Source organism: Pedobacter sp. G11, from assembly GCF_003860265.1.
Taxonomy (GTDB): Bacteria; Bacteroidota; Bacteroidia; order Sphingobacteriales; family Sphingobacteriaceae; genus Pedobacter; species Pedobacter agri.
Map to the genome: position 1 here is coordinate 958,637 of NZ_CP034190.1, position 20,775 is coordinate 979,411.

General features: G+C 38.0%; 18 protein-coding genes and 1 tRNA gene. 17 read left to right on the top strand and 2 right to left on the bottom strand.

Annotation, left to right across the window (positions count from 1 at the left end; translation table 11 throughout):
* Positions 1-39 precede the first annotated feature (39 nt).
* Both EA772_RS04180 and EA772_RS04185 read right to left on the bottom strand, forming a co-directional pair.
* Entirely contained in the window at positions 40-354 is a 315-nt protein-coding gene (locus tag EA772_RS04180; protein ID WP_116169014.1) for a hypothetical protein, read from the bottom strand.
* 106 nt (positions 355-460) lie between these two features.
* A complete protein-coding gene (locus EA772_RS04185; protein WP_116169013.1) occupies positions 461-775 on the bottom strand; it encodes a hypothetical protein in 315 nt (104 codons plus the stop codon).
* Positions 776-1,146: 371 nt separating this feature from the next.
* Here EA772_RS04185 and EA772_RS04190 point away from each other — a divergent pair, with 371 nt between their 5' ends.
* The 17 genes from EA772_RS04190 (at position 1,147) to ruvA (ending at position 20,765) form a co-directional block, all read left to right on the top strand.
* A complete protein-coding gene (locus tag EA772_RS04190) occupies positions 1,147-1,755 on the top strand; it encodes a GIN domain-containing protein (protein ID WP_124911353.1) in 609 nt (202 codons plus the stop codon).
* A 201-nt stretch (positions 1,756-1,956) separates the two neighbouring features.
* Positions 1,957-2,029: transfer RNA gene (locus EA772_RS04195), tRNA-Thr, on the top strand.
* 98 nt (positions 2,030-2,127) lie between these two features.
* A complete protein-coding gene (locus tag EA772_RS04200) occupies positions 2,128-3,294 on the top strand; it encodes an amidohydrolase family protein (RefSeq protein ID WP_124911355.1) in 1,167 nt (388 codons plus the stop codon).
* 128 nt (positions 3,295-3,422) lie between these two features.
* Complete coding sequence (locus EA772_RS04205) at positions 3,423-4,376, top strand: nitronate monooxygenase family protein (protein ID WP_124911357.1); 954 nt, start codon at positions 3,423-3,425, stop codon at positions 4,374-4,376.
* 53 nt (positions 4,377-4,429) lie between these two features.
* The gene (locus tag EA772_RS04210) at positions 4,430-4,714 is read left to right on the top strand and encodes an acylphosphatase (protein WP_124911359.1); all 285 of its coding nucleotides are present in this window, start codon (positions 4,430-4,432) and stop codon (positions 4,712-4,714) included.
* A 145-nt stretch (positions 4,715-4,859) separates the two neighbouring features.
* The gene (locus EA772_RS04215; RefSeq protein ID WP_210405074.1) at positions 4,860-6,344 is read left to right on the top strand and encodes a lipopolysaccharide biosynthesis protein; all 1,485 of its coding nucleotides are present in this window, start codon (positions 4,860-4,862) and stop codon (positions 6,342-6,344) included.
* A gap of 68 nt (positions 6,345-6,412) precedes the next feature.
* The gene (gene dut / locus EA772_RS04220; protein ID WP_010600224.1) at positions 6,413-6,847 is read left to right on the top strand and encodes a dUTP diphosphatase; all 435 of its coding nucleotides are present in this window, start codon (positions 6,413-6,415) and stop codon (positions 6,845-6,847) included.
* Between the two features lie 92 nt (positions 6,848-6,939).
* Positions 6,940-8,634, top strand: a complete 1,695-nt coding sequence (locus EA772_RS04225) for a tetratricopeptide repeat protein (protein WP_124911361.1) — start codon at positions 6,940-6,942, stop codon at positions 8,632-8,634.
* Positions 8,612-9,403: a DUF4292 domain-containing protein gene (locus EA772_RS04230; RefSeq protein ID WP_124911363.1), complete on the top strand. Its 792-nt coding sequence runs from the start codon at positions 8,612-8,614 to the stop codon at positions 9,401-9,403. The genes EA772_RS04225 and EA772_RS04230 overlap by 23 nt, the downstream gene beginning before the upstream one ends.
* A 143-nt stretch (positions 9,404-9,546) precedes the next feature.
* A complete protein-coding gene (locus tag EA772_RS04235; RefSeq protein WP_010600226.1) occupies positions 9,547-10,851 on the top strand; it encodes a murein hydrolase activator EnvC in 1,305 nt (434 codons plus the stop codon).
* A gap of 79 nt (positions 10,852-10,930) precedes the next feature.
* The gene (locus tag EA772_RS22400) at positions 10,931-11,260 is read left to right on the top strand and encodes a twin-arginine translocase TatA/TatE family subunit (protein WP_305790859.1); all 330 of its coding nucleotides are present in this window, start codon (positions 10,931-10,933) and stop codon (positions 11,258-11,260) included.
* 11 nt (positions 11,261-11,271) lie between these two features.
* Positions 11,272-11,472: a twin-arginine translocase TatA/TatE family subunit gene (locus EA772_RS04245; protein ID WP_010600228.1), complete on the top strand. Its 201-nt coding sequence runs from the start codon at positions 11,272-11,274 to the stop codon at positions 11,470-11,472.
* Between the two features lie 18 nt (positions 11,473-11,490).
* Complete coding sequence (gene gatA, locus EA772_RS04250; protein ID WP_124911365.1) at positions 11,491-12,912, top strand: Asp-tRNA(Asn)/Glu-tRNA(Gln) amidotransferase subunit GatA; 1,422 nt, start codon at positions 11,491-11,493, stop codon at positions 12,910-12,912.
* Positions 12,913-12,958: 46 nt separating this feature from the next.
* Positions 12,959-14,362 carry a lytic transglycosylase domain-containing protein gene (locus EA772_RS04255; RefSeq protein ID WP_124911367.1) on the top strand — a complete coding sequence of 468 codons (1,404 nt, stop codon included), beginning with the start codon at positions 12,959-12,961 and terminating at the stop codon, positions 14,360-14,362.
* 598 nt (positions 14,363-14,960) lie between these two features.
* Positions 14,961-17,489: a phosphocholine-specific phospholipase C gene (locus EA772_RS04260; RefSeq protein ID WP_124911369.1), complete on the top strand. Its 2,529-nt coding sequence runs from the start codon at positions 14,961-14,963 to the stop codon at positions 17,487-17,489.
* 317 nt (positions 17,490-17,806) lie between these two features.
* The gene (locus tag EA772_RS04265; RefSeq protein WP_010600232.1) at positions 17,807-20,128 is read left to right on the top strand and encodes an NADP-dependent malic enzyme; all 2,322 of its coding nucleotides are present in this window, start codon (positions 17,807-17,809) and stop codon (positions 20,126-20,128) included.
* A 52-nt stretch (positions 20,129-20,180) separates the two neighbouring features.
* Entirely contained in the window at positions 20,181-20,765 is a 585-nt protein-coding gene (gene ruvA / locus EA772_RS04270; RefSeq protein ID WP_010600233.1) for a Holliday junction branch migration protein RuvA, read from the top strand.
* The last annotated feature ends 10 nt before the right edge of the window (positions 20,766-20,775 follow it).

Sequence of the window (20,775 nt, forward strand, 5' to 3'; positions counted from 1 at the left end):
CTGGCTTTTCTTATACTAGGTAGATGTAATATTTGGGGATTATTGAACCGGTTTACCGTCTTTATCAATTTTTACAGAACCTGTTTCTGCTTCTTTTTTAACATTGATAAGGTAATATTCTTTTGTGCCCTCTTTTACCGACCAGGCTTCGGTTGCAGTCCAACCTTTATAAGCATCAGATTTTAATGCTGTTGTAACTGGCTCAGGTAATTCTTCCAATTTCACTGGAGTTTTTACTGCACTATCTTGAACTGCAACAATTGCAGCATTTTTAATTGTATTTACTTCACTTGCTTGTACTGCTGAGAAACCTGCAAAGGCTAAAAACGCAGCTGATAAAATTAACTTTTTCATGGTATTTTGATTTAAAATGAAACTGCCGAAACAATTTCGTGGTTCTACTTGATTTAAAGCGCAGCCGAAGCCACGCTTTGGTTAATTATGCCTTTAAAGGCGATTATTATTGAACTGGTTTACCGTCTTTATCAATTTTCACAGAACCAGTTTCTGCTTCTTTTTTAACATTGATAAGGTAGTATTCTTTTGTACCTTCTTTAACAGCCCAGGCTTCAGTAGCTTCCCAACCTTTATAAGCGTCAGATTTTAATGCTGTTGTAACTGGCTCGGGTAATTCCTCCAGTTTAACTGGAGTTTTAACTGCGCTATCTTGAACTGCAACAATTGCAGTATTTTTAATTGTATTTACTTCACTTGCTTGTACTGCTGAGAATCCTGCGAACGCTAAAAATGTAGCTGATAAAATGAACTTTTTCATAGTATGATTTTAAAATTTAATGTTTGTAACAATACTTGCTATGGTTTCATAATGGTGCCAAAGCGGGCACAAAAGCTTAATTCATTTATTTTCAGTAGATTAAAGATGTGCCAAAATTCTTTAGTTGTAGACTTTCTCCACACATTGGGGGTAATTACTACAAGTTTTTCTCCCTTTGAATAGATTTGAGAGTATTTCAGGCTACTGTTTTATTAAGATCTTTCCTTTACCAACACTTTTTCGTCGAGAAATTACAGGCGTTGGTCTACAGGCTTACGCTACTGGTATATTACCGCGTTTCTGACTGAAACGTTTGGTACCTGTTGCCGTCTTATTATCAGAAAACATTAAGAAACTTAAAATATAAAGTCATGAAAACATTAGCCAAAACATTATTCGCAACAGCATTAACAGTAGTATTATTTGCTTCATCAGTAGCCACCACATATGCGGCCGATTCAGCTCCGCTGGCAAAAACTACATCCGTTAAAAATGTAAAACGCATTTGGGTAAGCGGAAATGTAAAAGTAGTATTAACACAGGGTGATCAAGAGCACATTAAAGGTTCTGAAAATTATGATGCTACTAAAACTTCGGTATTTAGTAACGGACATACGCTTTACATCCAGTCAATGGAGTCGCAACAAGTTACAGTGAATATCACCGTTAAAGACCTCGAACGAGTGGAAGCTTATGGCCAATCGATGGTGGTTACAAGTAATAATTTTGCAGTAAAAAACCTGCAATTGTTCTTATATCAGAGCGCTACCGCAAAAATTAAAACCACTGCTGCAAGTTTGTACACAGTTGTTAAAGAAGATGCCGTATTGAAATTGAATGGTACAGCTGTGGAAAGCACAATGATTGCCAGCAATATGAAAAACGTGAAATTAGCCGATTTTGCCAGCCGCAAATCTGAATCTTTCATCACTGATGATTTAACGACAGCAGATCAAACGGCAATGACATTAGCAAAATAATCATCCCGATTTTAAATATACAGGAAGCTGCCTCTAATGGTGGCTTTTTTTGTTTAGCGGCTTGTATATTAGGCTGGAATATTCGATCAATATGGCTGTTAGCGATGATTACGAGCAATGAAATCATCAGCTTAGATAAAAAAATTTTAAAAAATTTTTATCAAAAGAATAATTTTTTCTATACTTGCAGCCCGATTAAAAGCCTCCTTAGCTCAGCTGGTAGAGCAACTGACTTGTAATCAGTAGGTCATTGGTTCGATTCCGATAGGAGGCTCTTTTTAATTTACGATTGTAGATTGAAATCATATCTAAAATTCCTTAAGCATTTTACTTCTTTGCTGCGTTACAAATCAAAAATCTTAAGTTTGTTTCATGCTTAAATACCTAGCTGCCGATTGGATTTTTCCGGTAAATAATTTACCCATAAAAAACGGCGCAATTGCTGTTGATCACGACGGTGAAATAAAAGAAATTTTTACCGCAGATGAAGTTGAAAAACTTAATGTAATCGTTGAGAAATTTATTGGCGCTATTGTTCCAGGTTTTATCAACACCCATTGCCATCTGGAACTTTCGCACATGTTAGCCCAAATTCCACAGCGTACAGGTTTGGTGGCTTTTGTACAGCAAATTATTAGCAGCAGGCAAGCAGATGCCGAAAAAATAGATATGGCCATGCGAAACGCTGATAAGCAAATGTTCGAAAATGGCATTGTTGCAGTCGCTGATATCTCCAATCAAACTGCATCGAAAGAAATTAAACAACGTAGTAAAATTTATTACCACACTTTTGTAGAGGCGATGGGTTTTAATCCGCAAAGGGCAAACGTAATAATGGAGTATGCCACTGGAATAAAAAACGAGTTCACGCCCTTGGCTGCTTCTGTTGTGCCACACGCACCCTATTCTGTTTCGCCACAACTTTTTGCTTTAATAAATGAAGCGGCAGAAAAAGAGGACGCTTTGATCAGCATTCATAATCAGGAGACCACCAATGAAAATGTTTTCTTTCAGGATAAATCGGGTGGCTTTTTAGCGCTCTATAAATTCCTTGGTTTAGATATCGAATTTTTTAAACCTACAGGCAAAACTTCTTTGCAGAGTTGGCTGCCATTTATCAAAAAACAAAAAACACTCTTAGTTCACAATACTGTTTCAAGCAAAGCAGACATCATATTCGCAAAACAAAGCCATCAGGATTTATATTGGTGCCTTTGTCCTCAGGCTAATTTGTATATCGAAAACTTGTTACCTGATGTTGATCTGCTCATTGACGAAGAAGTTAAAATCACGCTGGGAACAGATAGCCTAGCCAGTAATAAGCAGCTGAATATTCTATCAGAAATGAAAACATTGCAGCAACATAAAAATGTATCCTTTGAAAAGCTTTTGCAATGGGCAACCATAAACGGAGCAGAATTTTTAGGTTTAACTAGCTTGTTTGGTAGTATCGAAGTTGGTAAAAAGCCAGGTTTGAACCTTATCCAGCTATCAGAAGATTTTAAAATTGAAAGTGATCAAGTGATTAAACTGGTTTAACAAGCCAAAAGATATTCTATTTGTTCAACGATAAGTTTTACGTAGTTTTGAATGTATGGAAAATTTAAGGATGAGACTATCATTGTTCATTCTCTTAGAGCACATTTTCTTTAAATAAGCAATTGCTTATGAACCCTATCTGCAAACTTTTTAATATCAAATATCCAATTATCCAGGCCGGAATGGTTTGGTGTAGCGGTTGGAAACTGGCCTCGGCCGTTTCAAATGCTGGTGGTTTAGGCATTATCGGTGCGGGCTCCATGTACCCGGAAGTGTTAAGAGAACACATCCAGAAATGTAAACATGCAACAGATAAACCCTTTGGGGTAAACATCCCGCTCTTGTACCCAAATATTCAGGAAATCATTAACGTGGTATTGGAAGAAGGCGTCAAGATCGTCTTTTCGTCTGCTGGCAATCCTGCGACCTGGACCAAAATTTTTAAAGAAAAAGGAATTACAGTAGTTCATGTCATAGCAAACACCAAGTTCGCATTAAAAGCTCAGGAGGCAGGCGTTGATGCTGTTGTTGCAGAAGGCTTTGAAGCCGGCGGCCATAATGGACGCGAGGAAACCACCACGCTATGTTTGATTCCCATGATTAAAGCTGCCGTAAATATTCCCGTAATTGCTGCTGGTGGAATTGGAAGTGGAAAATCGATGTTGGCGGCCATTGCATTAGGAGCCGATGCAGTTCAAATTGGTTCTGCTTTTGCTGTCGCAGAGGAATCATCGGCACACCCATCGTTTAAAAATAAAATTATTTCTTCAGCCGAGGGCGATACAAAACTGGCCATGAAAAAGCTTGTACCCGTAAGATTATTAAAAAATGAATTTGCCGATGCCATCGCCCAGGCAGAAGCAGCGGGAGCTGATCGAACTGAATTACTGGAGTTGTTGGGCAGAGCCAGAGCAAAGCTTGGCATGTTTGAGGGGGATATGGAAAATGGCGAACTTGAAATTGGTCAGGTATCAGCCATGCTGAATAAAATTAAACCAGCCAGAGAGATATTACAGGAAATTTGGCAGGAATACCTATCGGGATTAAAATCATTTAGAGATTTATACGATGTGACCATTTAATGCGTATGGGTTTAGTAACTTTGCAACATAAAATGTGTTAAACCTCATTATCAATGAAACATCTCAATATTAAAGTAGTAGGCAAAGTGCAGGGCGTATTTTTTAGGGCAAGCACAAAAGCAGTGGCCGATCAAATGGGTATAAAAGGATTTGTGAAAAATGAAAAAGATGGGTCTGTTCATATTGAAGCAGAAGCTGAACCGTTTATATTGGAGCCCTTTGTAGACTGGTGTAAAGAAGGACCGGATAAATCGATAGTGGAAAATGTAGAAGTGACCGAGGGCGAACTTAAAAATTTCCAAAATTTCGAAGTGGTGAAAAAAAACCTGCTGTGGTAAGCATACTTACGATTTTAGATTGAAAATTTACGATTTCAATACCTAAAATCAATCAATAGCGAGATCGTGTAAAATAAATTAACAGATTAAAATTATAAATTGGCCGAGCCAATCTACAATCGTAAATCTAAAACCAAAAATCCTCTTGTCAGTATATAAAAAGTTTCTGGGTCAAACAATGGTGTATGGAATTAGTACCATTCTCTCACGTTTGTTTAACTTCATTTTAACACCTATTTACACCACAGTATTTGCTCCAGGCGTGTATGGTGTTTTCACTAAGATGTTTAGTTATGTTTCTATCATCAATCCCATATTGGCATTCGGGATGGAGACCACTTTTTTTAGATATTTAAATAAACACGAAGACAAAAAACAAGAGGTTTACAATAACAGTTTTTTAGTTATTGCATTCATCTCAACATTGTTTTTAATTACGGCATTAGTATTCACAGATTTCTTAGCAAAATACACCCTAAATGGCAACATTTCTGGCCTTGCAGATCAAAAATCATATATACATTTTTTTGCTTGGATTTTATTCGTAGATGCTATAAGTGTTATTCCTTTTGCCAAGTTAAGAGCCGATGGAAAACCCTTTAAATATAGTTTAATAAAATTTCTAAACATAGGAACATTTATTGGCTTCAATTTAATATTCATATTTGTTTTACCCCTACTCATTAAACATCACATTTTAGCCGACTGGTTAGCTAGCTGGTATAGAGGCAGGTGGGTTGGTTATGTATTCGTAGCAAACTTAATTGCAAGTGTAATTACACTTGTTATGCTTATACCGCAGTTTTTGGAGCTTCGATTAAAGTTTAGTAAAAGTTTGTTTTACAATATGTTTGGCTATAGCTGGCCAGTTTTGGTTGCGAATTTGTCCTTCATCATAAATGAAAATCTTGATAAGATATTATTAGGTAAATATTTACCGAATAGCATTGCCAATCATGATGTAGGTATTTATGGCGCCGTGTGTAAGTTGGCCGTTTTCATCAGCATTTTTAATACTGCATTCAGATTGGGTGCCGAACCCTTCTTTTTTAGTCACGCTAAAAACGAGAATGCAAAGCAAACTTACGCCACCATTTTGTACTATTTCGTATTGGCATTATCTATTTTATTTCTTGGGTTAACTGCCAATATTGAAATCATAAAACATTTTATTGATTCGAGATATTGGGAAGGTTTAAATGCGGTTCCTGTATTGCTCTTCGGGTATGTTTGCCTGGGCATTTACATGAATTTATCAGTTTGGTATCGCCTTTCAGATCAAACCAGATATGGCTTATACATCTCTTTGGTAGGTGCTGTATTCACAATTGTGATGAACATTATACTCATTCCCAAATACAGTTACATGGGCTCTGCATGGGTATCAATGTTCGCATACTTTATTATCATGACCATTTCTTACTGGTTGGGACAAAAACACTACCCAATACCCTATAAACTGAAATCAATGAGTGCTTATATCATAATTTCTGTCATTTTTGTTGGTTTATCTTTCTGGATATTTCATCGTAATACTTACATTGGCAACGCCATTCTAATCGTATTTTTGGCAGGAATAATTTATTTCGAGAAAGACAATATAAAAAACTTGCTAAAAAAAGGATCCTAGTATTATAAAGTTTGAGACTTATAAATCATCTTTTTTATTGTAGCACTTTTTAAAGAATGATAACCCACATGAAGATTAAAATCATCAATAAATCCGACCATCCATTGCCACAGTACGAAACAGCTCATGCTGCAGGAATGGATTTAAGGGCATCAATTTCAGAAGATATTACCTTAAAACCGCTACAAAGGCTATTGGTACCAACTGGTTTGTTTATTGAATTGCCAGTGGGTTACGAGGCACAAATCCGTCCGAGAAGTGGTTTGGCTTATAAACATGGAATCAGCATCGTCAATTCTCCTGGAACCATTGATGCAGATTATCGTGGAGAGCTAAAAGTTTTATTGGTAAACTTATCAGATATGGATTTCAAAATCGTTAATGGAGATAGGATAGCACAAATGGTTGTGGCTAAACACGAAACTGTTGAGTGGGCGGCTGTTGATGTGCTCGGTGAAACGGCAAGAGGTGAAGGCGGTTATGGGCACACCGGGAAAGGTTAAATTTCGAATAAATGAGTTTAAATGAGTGGATGTTTATGCAAACTTGAATTCTCTCATTCGGTTAATTACTCATTTTTTCATTTCTTTAAAATATGAATAAAGCAGTTATTTTTCTCATCGCCATAACCCTTAGCCTAAAAACTTTTGGGCAAATCCCTGTGGTTTCAACTGCAAGCAGAGACAGCAACATGGTTAAGCAGTTGTTTTTTGCAGGCTTGAGAGAGAAAATGGCTGACAATTATTTAATGGCGGTCAGCAATTTTAGTAAGATTGTGGGTATGGATGCGAATAACCACGCTGCTTTTTATGAGTTGGCTAATGCAAATATCAGATTGGATAAACTTCCTGAAGCTGAAGAAAACATTAAACAAGCCATTAAATTAAACAACAATAATCAATGGTACTATAGGTTGCTGGGCGAAGTTTACAAACGCAATAATAAAATGCCTGAATTGGTAGAAGTGCTTTCACAACTCATTCGCATCAATCCTGAAAATGATGGATATTATTTTGATAAGGCGAATGCACTTTTCCTGTCTAATAAGAGCGAGGAAGCCAAAAAGATCTATGATCAAATTGAAATCAAATTTGGCGAATCAAGGGATCTTGCAACGGCCCGGAAGCGATTACAATCTAATGGATCAGCTTCTGAAAGTGATATTGTAAAGTTGCTCGAAGGTAATCAGGCCGATGTTAAAAATTATCTCTATGCCGCTGGCTTGCTGTTGCAAAAACAAAACTATCCTGAGGCGCTGAAAGTGTTGTCAAAAGCCCAGCAATTAGAACCCAACAACTTTGAGGTAAATCTTGCTTTGGCTGATATTTATCGTAAGCAAAAAAATGACGATGCTGCATTTTCAGCACTAAAAATGGCTTTCGAAAGCAATGATATGCCCTTAACTGAAAAGGTAAAAATTGTTGCTGCATTATTTCCGAGAATAGATCAACCCGTTGTCGCTAAAAATTTAACCGAGTTAAGTAAAATCGTGGCAACTCAAAATCCGGGAGATGCAAAAGCTTTGGCCCTTTACGGTGATGTACTTTACCAGCAAAATAAATTGAAAGAGGCATTATTGCAATACCAGCAGGCGTTAAAGCTAAACGATCAGGTTTATGTGGTTTTGGAACAGATTATTAACATCCAAACGCTTATTGGTCATTATGATGAAGCGGTAAAAGTTGGCGATGAAGCGCTAACCATTTATCCGAACCAAGCGAGTTTATATTATTACATGGCCTATGCACAATATAAAACCAATAAGTTGGATCAGGCTCAAAACAATTTAAAAACAGCATTGCAGTTAGATGCGGATAACAAAAGTTTGCAAGCTCAGGTTTATGCCCTTCAGGGAGATATTTTTATCAATCAAAATAATTTCAATCAGGCGAAGATTGCTTTTGAAAAAGCAATTGGTATCGAACCTGATAATTACCTCATCATGAATAATTATGCCTATTATCTGGCACTAAAGAATGATGATTTAACGAAAGCTGCAAAATACGCCGAAACTGCTGCTAATGCAATGCCCACAAATTCATCTGTTACTGATACTTACGCATTTATATTATTCAAGCAACAGAAGTACGATTTAGCCAAAACATGGATCGAAAAAGCGCTTCAAAACAATACCTATAAGAATGGTGTTTATCTGGAGCATTATGGCGATATCCTGTACATGAAAGGTGAAAAAGATGCCGCACTGTTACAATGGCAAAAGGCAAAAGAAGCAGGCAACCATTCTGAAGTTTTAAATAAAAAAATTAATGAAAAGAAATATTTTAAATAGCGCTCTAATTTTAGGAACAATTGTTTTTGCAACTGCTTGTAAACCAAAAAAAGAAATTGTTACAGCACCAACAAAACCTACTGAAGCACCTGCCGATAATACAAAAGCAGAGGCTTTGGCTACGCTTAACAGCAAGCAGCTAAAGTTTAATACGCTATCGTTAAAGGCAAAAGCAAACTTAAATATTTCTGGCGATGCCAATGAAGTTACCATGAATTTCAAGATGAAAGACAAGGAAACCATTTGGGTAAGCATTACCGCATTGGGCGGTTTAGCAGAAGTAGCCCGGGCTTTAATTACACCTGACAGCATTAAAATTATGAACAGGTTAAAAAGCGAATATGTAAAAAAACCATTTAGCTACATTTACACTTTCACCAATAAACAGGTAAACTTCAATACATTACAGAGCATTTTAACTGGAAATGCCATGGGTGATTTTTTAACTGCTCAATCTGATGTGAAGCAGGAAAACGGGGTTTGGGTAGTTTCGGGAAGAAAGCAGGAACTGGATTACCGTTTGCTTTTCAACACGCTGTTAAAAGTTTCGGAAACAAACCTTAACGATTCTAGAAACGGACAGGCATTAAAAGTTAATTATAACGACTATCAGAAACTAAACGAATCACTTTTTCCAAGTGCATTGCAAATTAATACGTTATCTGGGACAAAAAAAATCAACATCGATTTACAATATGTAAAAATAGACGGCAATGTTCCGGTTGATTTTCCGTTTAGTGTTCCAAAGAGATATACGGTAATTAAATAATATCTTAATGATTTCGCTATTTACGGTTGAGCTTTCTACGGCTTGATGAAGAATGAATGAAGATCATTAATGATTAGGCTGTTAAGGTATAAGTATCTCAATTTTAATATTTTTTCCTGTAAAATTTTTATACTTTTGGCTCAATGAAGCTACATAAACTCGTATTCATCCTGTTTTTAAGCGTTTTTGCGTTTTCTGCCATAGCGCAAACTGAAAGTCAATTAAGAAGAAAAAAAGAAGCTATACAACGTGAAATTGAACAGCTTCAAAAGAATTTGAATAAAGCTGCAAGTGGTAAAAAGTTAACTTTACAGCAAATCAACACCATTAATGCCCAAATTCGTCTGCGTCAGGAAAAAATCGGAACCATCAATTCCGAAATTAAAAATCTTGATAATCAAATCTCTCAGAACACGAATACCGTACATACATTACAAGGCCAGTTAGGCGAACTTAAAAAGGAATACGCAGGCATGATCCGCTTTGCGCAAAGAAACAGAAACTCATATGATAAAATGATGTTTGTTTTTGCTTCCAGAGATTTTAACCAGGCCTATAAACGGATCAAGTATTTACAGCAATTCAGTCAATACCGTAAAAAGCAGGCGGGTTACATTGAAAACACCCAGCAAGATCTGAATGGCAAAATTAAGGTCTTAGATAAAACCCTTCGTGAAAAAAGTGAGCTTTTAAGAGAGCAGGAAAAAGAACGCGAGCGTTTAGGTAAAGATAAAAATCAGCAGTCTGCTGTTCTGGGTAAACTCAGCAAGCAGGAAAAACAGTTTGCGCAAGATATTGCTTCGAGAAGAAGGCAACAGAAACAAATTGATGCCGCCATCAGCGCAGCCATTCAGCGGGCAATTGAAGCGGCAAAAAGAAAAGCAGCGGAGGAAGCAAGGATAGCCGCAGCGAAACGTGCGGCTGAAGAAAAAGCAGCTGCCGAAAGAGCTAAAGCTGAAAACAGACCTGCACCTGCAGCAACAAAAGCGCCGGTTGTTAGAGAAAAAACCACAAGTGAAGCATTGACGGCCACACCAGAAGCTGCCCGTTTATCTGCCGGTTTTGAAGGAAATAGAGGAAGGTTACCATGGCCCGTGGCTACAGGTACGGTTACAGAGCGCTTCGGATTACATAAAGTAGATCAGGCTTCTTATACAAACGATGGAATAGATATTACTACTGCCGATGGGGCCGCAGTTCGGGCCGTTTTTGCAGGTAAAGTACTTTTGGTTCAATATATCCAGGGCCGTGGGGTAGTGATTATTATGCATGGTGAATACATTACGGTTTATCAAAACTTAAGAAATGTTTCGGTGAGCACGGGAAGTAATGTAGATACAAAACAAACCATTGGAGTTGTAGCCAATACAGGTGATGATGCCATTTTAAAATTCCAGGTAAGAAGAGGAAATGCCGTTTTAAACCCTGAAGCCTGGATTAGTAAATAAAACAGACAGTTATAAATTGTTTATATTTGTATAAAATAGATTAGTGATGTATCAAGGCACGTTATTAGAATTTTTAAACATGGGTGGATCAGAGATCGTACTCATTTTAGTGGTGGTTCTTTTGTTATTTGGAGGTAAAAAATTACCTGAATTAGCGAGAGGCTTAGGAAAGGGGATCAGAGAATTTAAAGATGCATCTGATGGTGTGAAGCGTGAAATCCATAGAAACATCAATGCGATGGATTTAGACAAAGAAGAAGCAGAAGAGACTGTTGCAAATAATAACAATCAACGCCACCATCCAACCGACGAAACGCCGGTTGATGAAAAAGTGGGGCCAGATTTGAGCAAACCTCATCCCTCAGTTAATCCCATTGATGAAACAGTAACTGACAATCAAAAAGTTTAAACAAAAAAGTTATGTTAAATACAACAATAGCAGCAATGCTTGGAACACCAGAAATTATCATTATCGCTGTAGTGGTTTTGTTATTGTTTGGTGGTAAAAAAATTCCTGAACTGATGAGAGGATTAGGAAAAGGTGTTAAAGAATTTAAAGATGGTAAAGATGGTGTTGATGGCGATCAGGTTGATCCTTCAAACCGTGATAAAACCATTTAATTTCAATAATTTTTAGTTTTGAAGAAATACAGCTCTCTTAAAGAGATACAAACGCTCATTTCGCAAAAGCAGCTAACTTTAACCGATTTATTGGCTTATTATTTTAAGCAAATTAAAGAAAATGAACACCTCAATGCATTCAACGAGGTGTTTTTTTATTCGGCAGAAGCTCAGGCTAATGCGGTACAGCAAAAGATAGAAAATGGTACGGCAGGGAAACTTGCCGGGATGGTTATTGGCATCAAAGATAACATCTGCTACAAAGACCATGTTGTCTCAGCATCATCGAAAATGCTTGATGGTTTTGTTTCACCCTATTCTTCAACTGTTGTGCAAAGGTTATTACAAGAAGATGCGGTTATTATCGGCCGCTTAAATTGTGACGAATTTGCCATGGGTGGCTCTAATGAGACTTCATATTTCGGAGCTGCAAAAAATGCAGCCAATCCTGAATTGGTTCCTGGTGGTTCTTCTGGTGGATCGGCTGTAGCGGTACAAGCAGATATGTGTTTAGCTGCTTTGGGTACTGATACCGGCGGTTCGGTAAGGCAGCCTGCTGCCTTTTGTGGTCAGATTGGTCTAAAACCCACTTACGGCCGAATTTCAAGATATGGTGTGATTGCCTACGCGTCTTCTTTTGATCAGGTAGGTCCTATTACATCATCTGTTGAAGATGCCGCACTACTTTTACAGGTGTTAGCTGGCGCAGATGAAAACGATTCAACTGTTTCACCATTAGCAGTTCCAGACTACCCATCGCTTCTTGAAAAAAAGGAAAAACAAAAAATTGCCGTTTTAAAAGAGACGATCGAAAGCGATGCGCTCGATCCTGAAATTAAATCAGCTATTTTAAAATCAATTGAGGCTTTAAAAGCCGATGGCCATACTGTCGAGTATGTTTCTTTTGATCTTTTAGATTACCTCGTTCCTGCTTATTATATTTTAACCACAGCAGAAGCTTCTTCGAACTTATCGCGTTATGATGGTGTGCATTATGGGCACCGAAATACGGAAGCAAAATCATTAACCGAGCTTTACAAATTATCACGTGCCGAAGGTTTTGGCGAAGAGGTAAAGCGTAGAATTTTGCTTGGAACATTTGTGCTTAGTGCTGGTTATTACGACGCCTACTATCAAAAAGCGCAGCAAGTGCGTCGGTTAATCAGAGAAAAAATGGATAACCTTTTTATGGATTGTGATTTGGTTTTATCTCCGGTAGCACCCACACCTGCATTCAAAATTGGCGATCATGTGCAAGATGCCTTAGTGATGTATATGGCCGATATTTTTACAGTATTGCCTTCATTAAGCGGCAATCCGGCGATTGCGTTACCATTAGGCAATAATTCGGAAGGTTTGCCGTTAAGTATTCAATTTACAGCCAAACATTTTGAGGAAGATAAGCTTCTGGCTTTTTCTCAGGCATTTTTATTAAGCTAGTCCGGAGTCCAAAGTCTGGGATCCGAAATCATCATTGAAATAGCCCATGATTAAAAAACTACTTTTTACCTCTATTTGTGCTTTCCTTGTTAATGTTTCCTTTTCAAATGCGCAACAAATCTTAAAATTAGATAGTCTTGCTAAAAAGCAGAACAATATTTTTATCAATACGGATACCATAGCTGTTCCCTTAATTTACGAAAACCCATTAATGATGGGGCAAAATTATATCTACAAGCTAAGATTGGATTCTATTGTGAAAACGGTTCCTTTGCCCTATAACGAATATGTGCAGCAGTACATTGATATCTATGCCAAACGCAAGGATATGTTTGGCAAAATGATGGGGCTTTCTAATTACTATTTTCCCATTTTTGAAAAGGCATTAAATGATTTCCATATTCCGCAGGAAATAAAATATTTAACGATTGTTGAATCACAGATGAATCCTCACGCTATCTCGCGGGTGGGTGCCACAGGTATTTGGCAGTTCATGTTTGGCACCGGTAAAGCTTATGGCTTAAAGATGGATAATTTTGTTGATGAACGTAAAGATCCCATTCAGGCAAGTTATGCTGCGGCACAATATTTCAGAGATGCTTATGAAGAACTTGGTGATTGGCTTTTGGCTATTGCTGCATATAATTGCGGTAAGGGAAATGTAACCAGGGCGATGATTAAAGCCAACTCCAGAGATTTTTGGGAGATTAGACAATTTCTGCCTAAAGAAACCAGGAATTATGTTCCGGCCTTTATTGCTGCGGTGTATGTAATGAATTATTCCAAACATCACCAGATTACTTCACAGGCTTGTAACATGTTTCTGAAGACTGATACGGTTCAAACCAGCCGATTTGTTTCACTAACCAGTTTGGCCCAGGCTTTAAATGTTGATGAAACTGCACTTTTTGCGCTCAACCCTGCATATAAGAAAAAGATCGTAAATGGAACGGAAGATGAACCTAAGCGTATTGTAATGCCTAAACTCAAAGATATTGATTACGCCAATGTTTATGAGGTTTTGTACAATACTGATCTTGATGTAAGCATGCAGGTCATCCAGGCCAGTACCGATGATGTACGAGATTTACGTAAAAAAGCAGTAAAGCCATTTTCATCAAGCACAGTAGTTTATCATAAAGTTACGTCCGGTCAAAACCTGACTGCGGTAGCTAACAAATATGGCGTAGAAGTGCAGGACTTGCGTGTTTGGAATGGACTAAAAAGCAAGACCATAGTTCCCGGACAGAAATTAAAAGTTTTTGCAAAAAACAGGATGCCACTTAAAGCACCTGCCTCATTTTTAAGTTACAGAGTTAAAACCGGAGATACCCTATCAGAAATTGCCGAGAAATTTAACGGCGCAACAGTGCAGAGTATCAGACGAGACAACAAGTTAAGCAAAGCTGGGTTACAGGCTGGAATGGTTTTGAAAATTAGCAAAGGGTAACGAGTATAGTAGTGTAAGTTGAAAAAAGTTAGCAATATCTATTTTTACAATTGGAAATCAATTTTTCAGGTTTCTGGATTCATTATTTCCTTTTTCTTGATATTATTTATTTGTTTCAATCTTTCCTTTATAGGAATGCTTTGGCATAGCATCGGCAAATCAGGTAAAACTACTGGTGAAATCACAGCAAGAACAGAGTTTTCTGCCAATATCCAAAGTGGGACACAAGGAAATACCACAGTGTCGGATAAAATCGAATTTATTTATGTTTTTTCCGTTAATGGAAGAACTTATAGTAATTCCTGTGTTTTAGGACATTCGATCATGAACTCAAGATCTTTATCAAGAATCAGGAACAGCCCGTTGCCCGTTAAAGTAGAGGTTAAATATAATTTATTAAGAAAGCGAGAAAATATACTTTGGCTAATCGACTGATAGTTAATTTACCTTTCTTTAAAGGGAAAATTCCAAATTTTTCTAAGTGTAATTAACTGCTCTTTTTCTGTAACATTATCATCGATTTACATACAATTAACTTTCGGTTTATTTAAATTGTGTTAAAATAACTTTTATTTGCTTTAAATTATTTTAACAGAACATGGATACCAGAAGAGAATTTCTACGTAAATCTTTACTGCTTTCAGGCGCAACAGGGTTGGCAACTGTGATGCCTTCATCAATTCAAAAAGCCTTTGCTATTGATCCTGCTCCAGGTAGCACCTTTCTTGATGCGGAGCATGTAGTCATTTTGATGCAGGAAAACCGATCGTTCGACCATACCTTTGGCAGTTTACAAGGCGTTCGTGGATTTAATGATCCAAGAGCGGTTAGCCTGCCCGATCAAAAGCCTGTTTGGTTTCAAACTGATGCCACTGGAAAAACCTATGCGCCGTTTCGTTTAAATATTAAAGATACAAAAGTAACCTGGATGGGCTCATTGCCACATTCAAGAGCCAGTCAGGTTGATGCTTATAACCAGGGCAAATACGATCAATGGCTCATCGCCAAAAAATCGGGCAATAAAAGTTACGCCCACATGCCGCTAACATTAGGTCACTACGTACGCGAAGATTTGCCTTTTAACTACGCCCTGGCCGATGCTTTTACCGTTTGCGATCAGAACTTTTGTTCAGGCATGACCAGTACCACCCCAAACAGGTCTTTCTTCTGGACCGGAAAAATTACCCATGAGGAAAATGGAATTTTAAAAGCGAATATCAGAAATGATGATTTTGCTTACGGAAAACATGTTTGGAAAACCTTCCCTGAATTGCTGGAAGAAAATAAAATTGCCTGGAAGTTTTATCAAAATGAAACGAGTTGCGGCGGTGGTTTCAAAGGCGAAGAAAGAGCATGGCTGGCCAATTTTGGTTGCAATTTATTGGAGTTTTTTAAAGCTTACAATGTTAAGTTTAAAGATAAATACATAGAAAACCTTCAAAAGCTGGTTGATACTTTACCGGGAGAGATTAATAAGCTTCAGGAGGAAAGTCCTTCGAGCGATGCTGCTGCGAAGAAAATTCAGAACGACCTTAAAAACAAAATGAAGGCCCTGGATGACGCAACAGCTGATTTAGAAAAGTGGAATGAAAAAAACTTCGCCAAATTAACCGATGAGCAAAAAAGCTTGTTTTATCGTGCTTTTGTAGTGAATAAAAATGATCCGGATTACAGAAGCGTTTCTACAATAAAATATAGTGATAACGGCAAAGAAAGAGAAGTAACTGTTCCCAAAGGTGATGTATTGCACCAGTTTAGGGCAGACGTAAATAGTGGAAAGTTGCCTACGGTTTCCTGGTTGGCTGGTCCTCAAAATTTTTCCGATCATCCGAGTGCTCCCTGGTACGGTGCCTGGCTGGTTTCGGAAGTGATGGATATTTTAACTCAAAATCCTGAAGTGTGGAAAAAAACCATTTTCATTGTTACTTACGATGAAAATGATGGTTACTATGATCACGTTGTGCCATTTTCAATTCCGGATAACAATAAACCCGAAACCGGGAAGGTTTCTAAAGGGATTGAAACCGAAGTGGAGCATGTGCGTTTGGCAAATGAGTTAAAGCAAGGCGTACCGGAGAAAGGCGCAAGAGAAGCGCCAATTGGCTTAGGTTTCAGGGTGCCTATGCTCATTGCTTCTCCATGGAGCCGTGGAGGAAAAGTGAATTCACAGGTTTTTGATCACACGTCTACCCTTCAGTTCCTGGAAGAATTTGTGAACCGCAAATACAATAAAAATATTCGCCTTGAAAACATTAGCGAATGGAGAAGAACCATTTGCGGTAATTTAACTTCTGCCTTTACACCATTTGATTCAGCAGCAGATAAATTACCATTTTTACAGCGTAATGCTTTTGTAGAAACCATTTTCAATGCGAAATTTAAGGAAGAGCCCACAACATCAAGGGCTTTATCTGATAATGAAATAAAAGAGCTAACCAAAACATCGAATTTTGCTTCGGTGATGTCGCAGCAGGAAAAAGGCATCCGTAAAGCTTGTGCACTACCTTATCAGCTGTCAGGTATAGGGATGTTGCAGAAAGATAAACAGCACTTCGAAATCAAAATGGCTGCGCAAACCAGCTTGTTTGGGAAATCTTCTGCTGGTGCGCCTTTTACGGTTTACGCTCCGGCAAAATTTAAAGATGAAAAACTTGAAGAAGTTTGCAGAAACTGGTCGTTCGCAGTAAAAGCGGATGATGAACTCACTTACAGCTGGCCACTTCAATCTTTCGAGAATGGAAAATACCACCTTCGTTTGAATGGACCAAATGGTTTTTACCGGGAGTTTATGGGTACGGCAAACGATCCGCTTTTATCCATTTCAACGGAACATGAACTCAATCGCTTAACGAAAGCGCCTACAGGAAACATTAAGGTTTTGATTAAAAATAGTGGTGAAAATGCAGTAAACATTCAGGTGAATGATTTGGCATATAAAACCAATGCGGTCCAAAAAAATATAGCTGCAAACAGCGAAGCGGTTCTTATTTTAAATTTGAAACCGAGTTTCGGCTGGTACGATTTTGAGATCACCACTGCCGCCAATAGTTTATTTGCACAAAGGTTTGCTGGCAGAATGGAAACTGGAAAAGAAACTTACACTGATCCACTGATGGGAAGAGTATAGGCAATTTGATTTGCGCTTCGCAATTAATGGCAATAACCTTTGTTATTAAACCTTATTGCAGCGATATCCTTTTTGTTGCAGCCACATTGTACTGTGCTTAAAAAAATGAACAAAAAGATTAAGCGGAAAGAAGGGCAAACAATTATTGCTTGTACTGCCCTTGTTTTACTAACTATTAATGGCCAAATGAAAACACTTCTTTTCTGTTGAAACATACTGATGTAAAAGGCATTGGGAATTAGATATTTTGCTGGGATATTTGTTTTTCTGCCTAGTAAAAGAATTGTACCTTTGCGGCGTCACTAATAAGTTACTTAATGAGTAATACGAATAGAAAGCAAGATGCGTTGGATTACCACTCGCAAGGTCGTCCGGGAAAGATACAAGTAGTACCTACAAAACCTACAACATCGCAAAGGGATTTAACTTTAGCATACTCTCCTGGAGTTGCAGAGCCCTGTCTAAAAATAGCAAATAACACGGAAGATGTTTACAAATATACGGCTAAGGGCAACCTGGTAGCAGTAATTAGTAACGGAACGGCCGTTTTAGGACTTGGTAATATTGGTCCGGAAGCCGGTAAGCCGGTTATGGAAGGTAAAGGCCTTTTGTTCAAAATATTCTCTGATATTGATGTGTTCGATTTAGAGTTGGATACACAAAATGTAGATGATTTCGTGAAAATAGTAAAGGCTTTAGAGCCTACTTTCGGGGGAATTAACCTGGAAGATATTAAAGCACCTGAGTGTTTCGAAATTGAAAGACGGCTAAAACAGGAGATGAAAATCCCTGTAATGCATGATGACCAGCATGGAACAGCGATTATTTCTGGTGCGGCATTATTAAATGCTATCGAAATCCAGAAGAAAAAAATTGATAAAATTAAAGTGGTGGTGAGCGGTGCAGGTGCTGCAGCAGTTTCTTGCTCCAAAATGTATTTATCTTTAGGTGTAAGGAAAGAAAATCTGGTAATGTTTGACATTAACGGTCTTATTGATATTCACCGTACCGATTTGGATGAGATTAGAATGGGTTTTGCCACCACCAGAAAAGATATTGGTAATATTGGCCAGGCCATGAAAGATGCTGATGTTTTCATCGGGCTTTCTGCAGCCAATGTAATTACACCAGAAATGCTTTTGGGCATGGCGAAAAATCCAATTGTGTTCGCAATGGCCAATCCAAATCCAGAGATCGCTTATGATTTAGCCATTAAAACCCGTAAGGACATTATCATGGCTACCGGCCGTTCAGATTATCCGAACCAGGTAAATAATGTATTAGGTTTCCCGTATATTTTCCGCGGTGCGCTTGATGTTCGTGCAACAAGCATTAACGAGCCAATGAAAATTGCAGCGGTGAAAGCCATTGCAGAACTGGCGAAAAAATCAGTTCCAGAGGCTGTAAACCTAGCCTACAATGCCCGCAACCTTAAATTTGGTAAGGATTACATTATTCCGAAACCTGTAGATTTCAGGTTGATTACAGAGGTATCTACCGCAGTGGCTAAAGCCGCCATTGAAAGTGGTGTAGCCCGAAAAATTATTACCGATTGGGATGCTTACACAGAAGAATTAAGAAAACGTTTAGGCCTGGATGATGCGATTATGCGTTCCATTACGACCAAAGCGAAATCAGATCCTAAACGTGTGGTGTTTGCAGAAGCTGATAATTACAAAATATTAAAGGCGGCACAAATTGTGCGTGAAGAAAACATTGCCATCCCGATTTTACTGGGTAACCGTGAAAAAATCCAGGCAATTATTGATGAGCATGCATTGGAGTTGGAAGGTGTAGAGATTATCGACCAGATGCAAAATCCTGCGAAAACCAAACAATATGCTGATGCACTTTATAAAAAACGCCAGCGTAAAGGAATTTCCATGAATGATGCTACTAAATTATTGAGAGACCGCAACTACTACGGTGCATCGATGGTTGAATTTGGCGAAGCCGATGCGATGATTTCTGGTTTAACTAAAGATTATGGCTCTACCATTAAACCTGCTTTACGTGTAATTGGTGTAGACCCAAGCGTAAAACGTGTGGCAGGTATGTACATGATGATGACAAAAAAGGGTCCGGTTTTCTTTGGAGATACTACGGTAAATGTTGATCCAACGGCGGAGGAACTTGTAGACATCACTTTGTTACTGGATAAATCAGTAAAGCAATTTAACATTAAACCTCGCATTGCTTTATTATCGTATTCGAACTTTGGTTCAAACGATGGCGTTACCCCAAATAAGGTGAGAGAAACGGTAAAAATGCTGCATAAAAACCATCCGGAGGTAATTGTTGATGGTGAAATGCAAGGAAACTTTGCCATCAATAATGAATTACTAAAAGATAATTTCCCATTTAGTAGATTGGCTGATGAACCTGCAAATACGCTGGTTTTCCCTAATCTGGAGTCGGGAAACATTGCTTACAAATTATTACAGGAACTGGGTGGTGCAGAAGCCGTTGGTCCGATTTTATTAGGCTTAAACAAACCTGTTCATATTGTTCAATTAGGAAGTTCGGTACGGGAAATTGTAAATATGGTTACTATTGCAGTGGTAGATGTTCAGGCCAAAGAAGAAATTGCAGGAACATCAAAACGAAAAGGTATATTTACAAAAACAAACAAGAAATAAATCGCCAGGATTTATTTCAGATCTAAATTCGTCACGTAAAAATTATTAAGTAATGTACGCCTATATCGATGGTAAACTAACATTCAAAAACCCTGCTTATGTAGTGGTTGAAGCCGGTGGTATAGGCTATCACATTAACATTTCATTAAATACTTACAGCGCTTTGGGCGATGCAGAAAGGTGCAAATTGTATACCTGGCTGCATGTTAAAGAAGATGCGCACACATTATACGGCTTCGCCGATGAAGGCGAACGCCGTTTATTTTTACACCTCATATCGGTATCAGGAATTGGACCAAATACAGGAAGAATGATTTTATCATCCATTACACCTGTTGAAATTCAAACCGCAATTGTTAAAGCAGATTTACCTCTTATTCAACGCATTAAAGGCTTGGGCGCCAAAACTGCCCAGCGTTTGGTTTTAGAATTACAGGATAAATTAAAAAAAGAAGGCGCAGATTCATTAATTTCTATGCCTCAACACAATACAGTTAAAGATGAAGCGTTATCTGCTTTGGTAATGCTCGGATTTGCCAAACAAACCGCCGAAAAAACTATTGATCAGATTTTAAAAGGAACAGAAGGAACGCTTTCGGTAGAGCAACTAATTAAACAAGCTTTAAAAAATTTATAGATCTTACGGC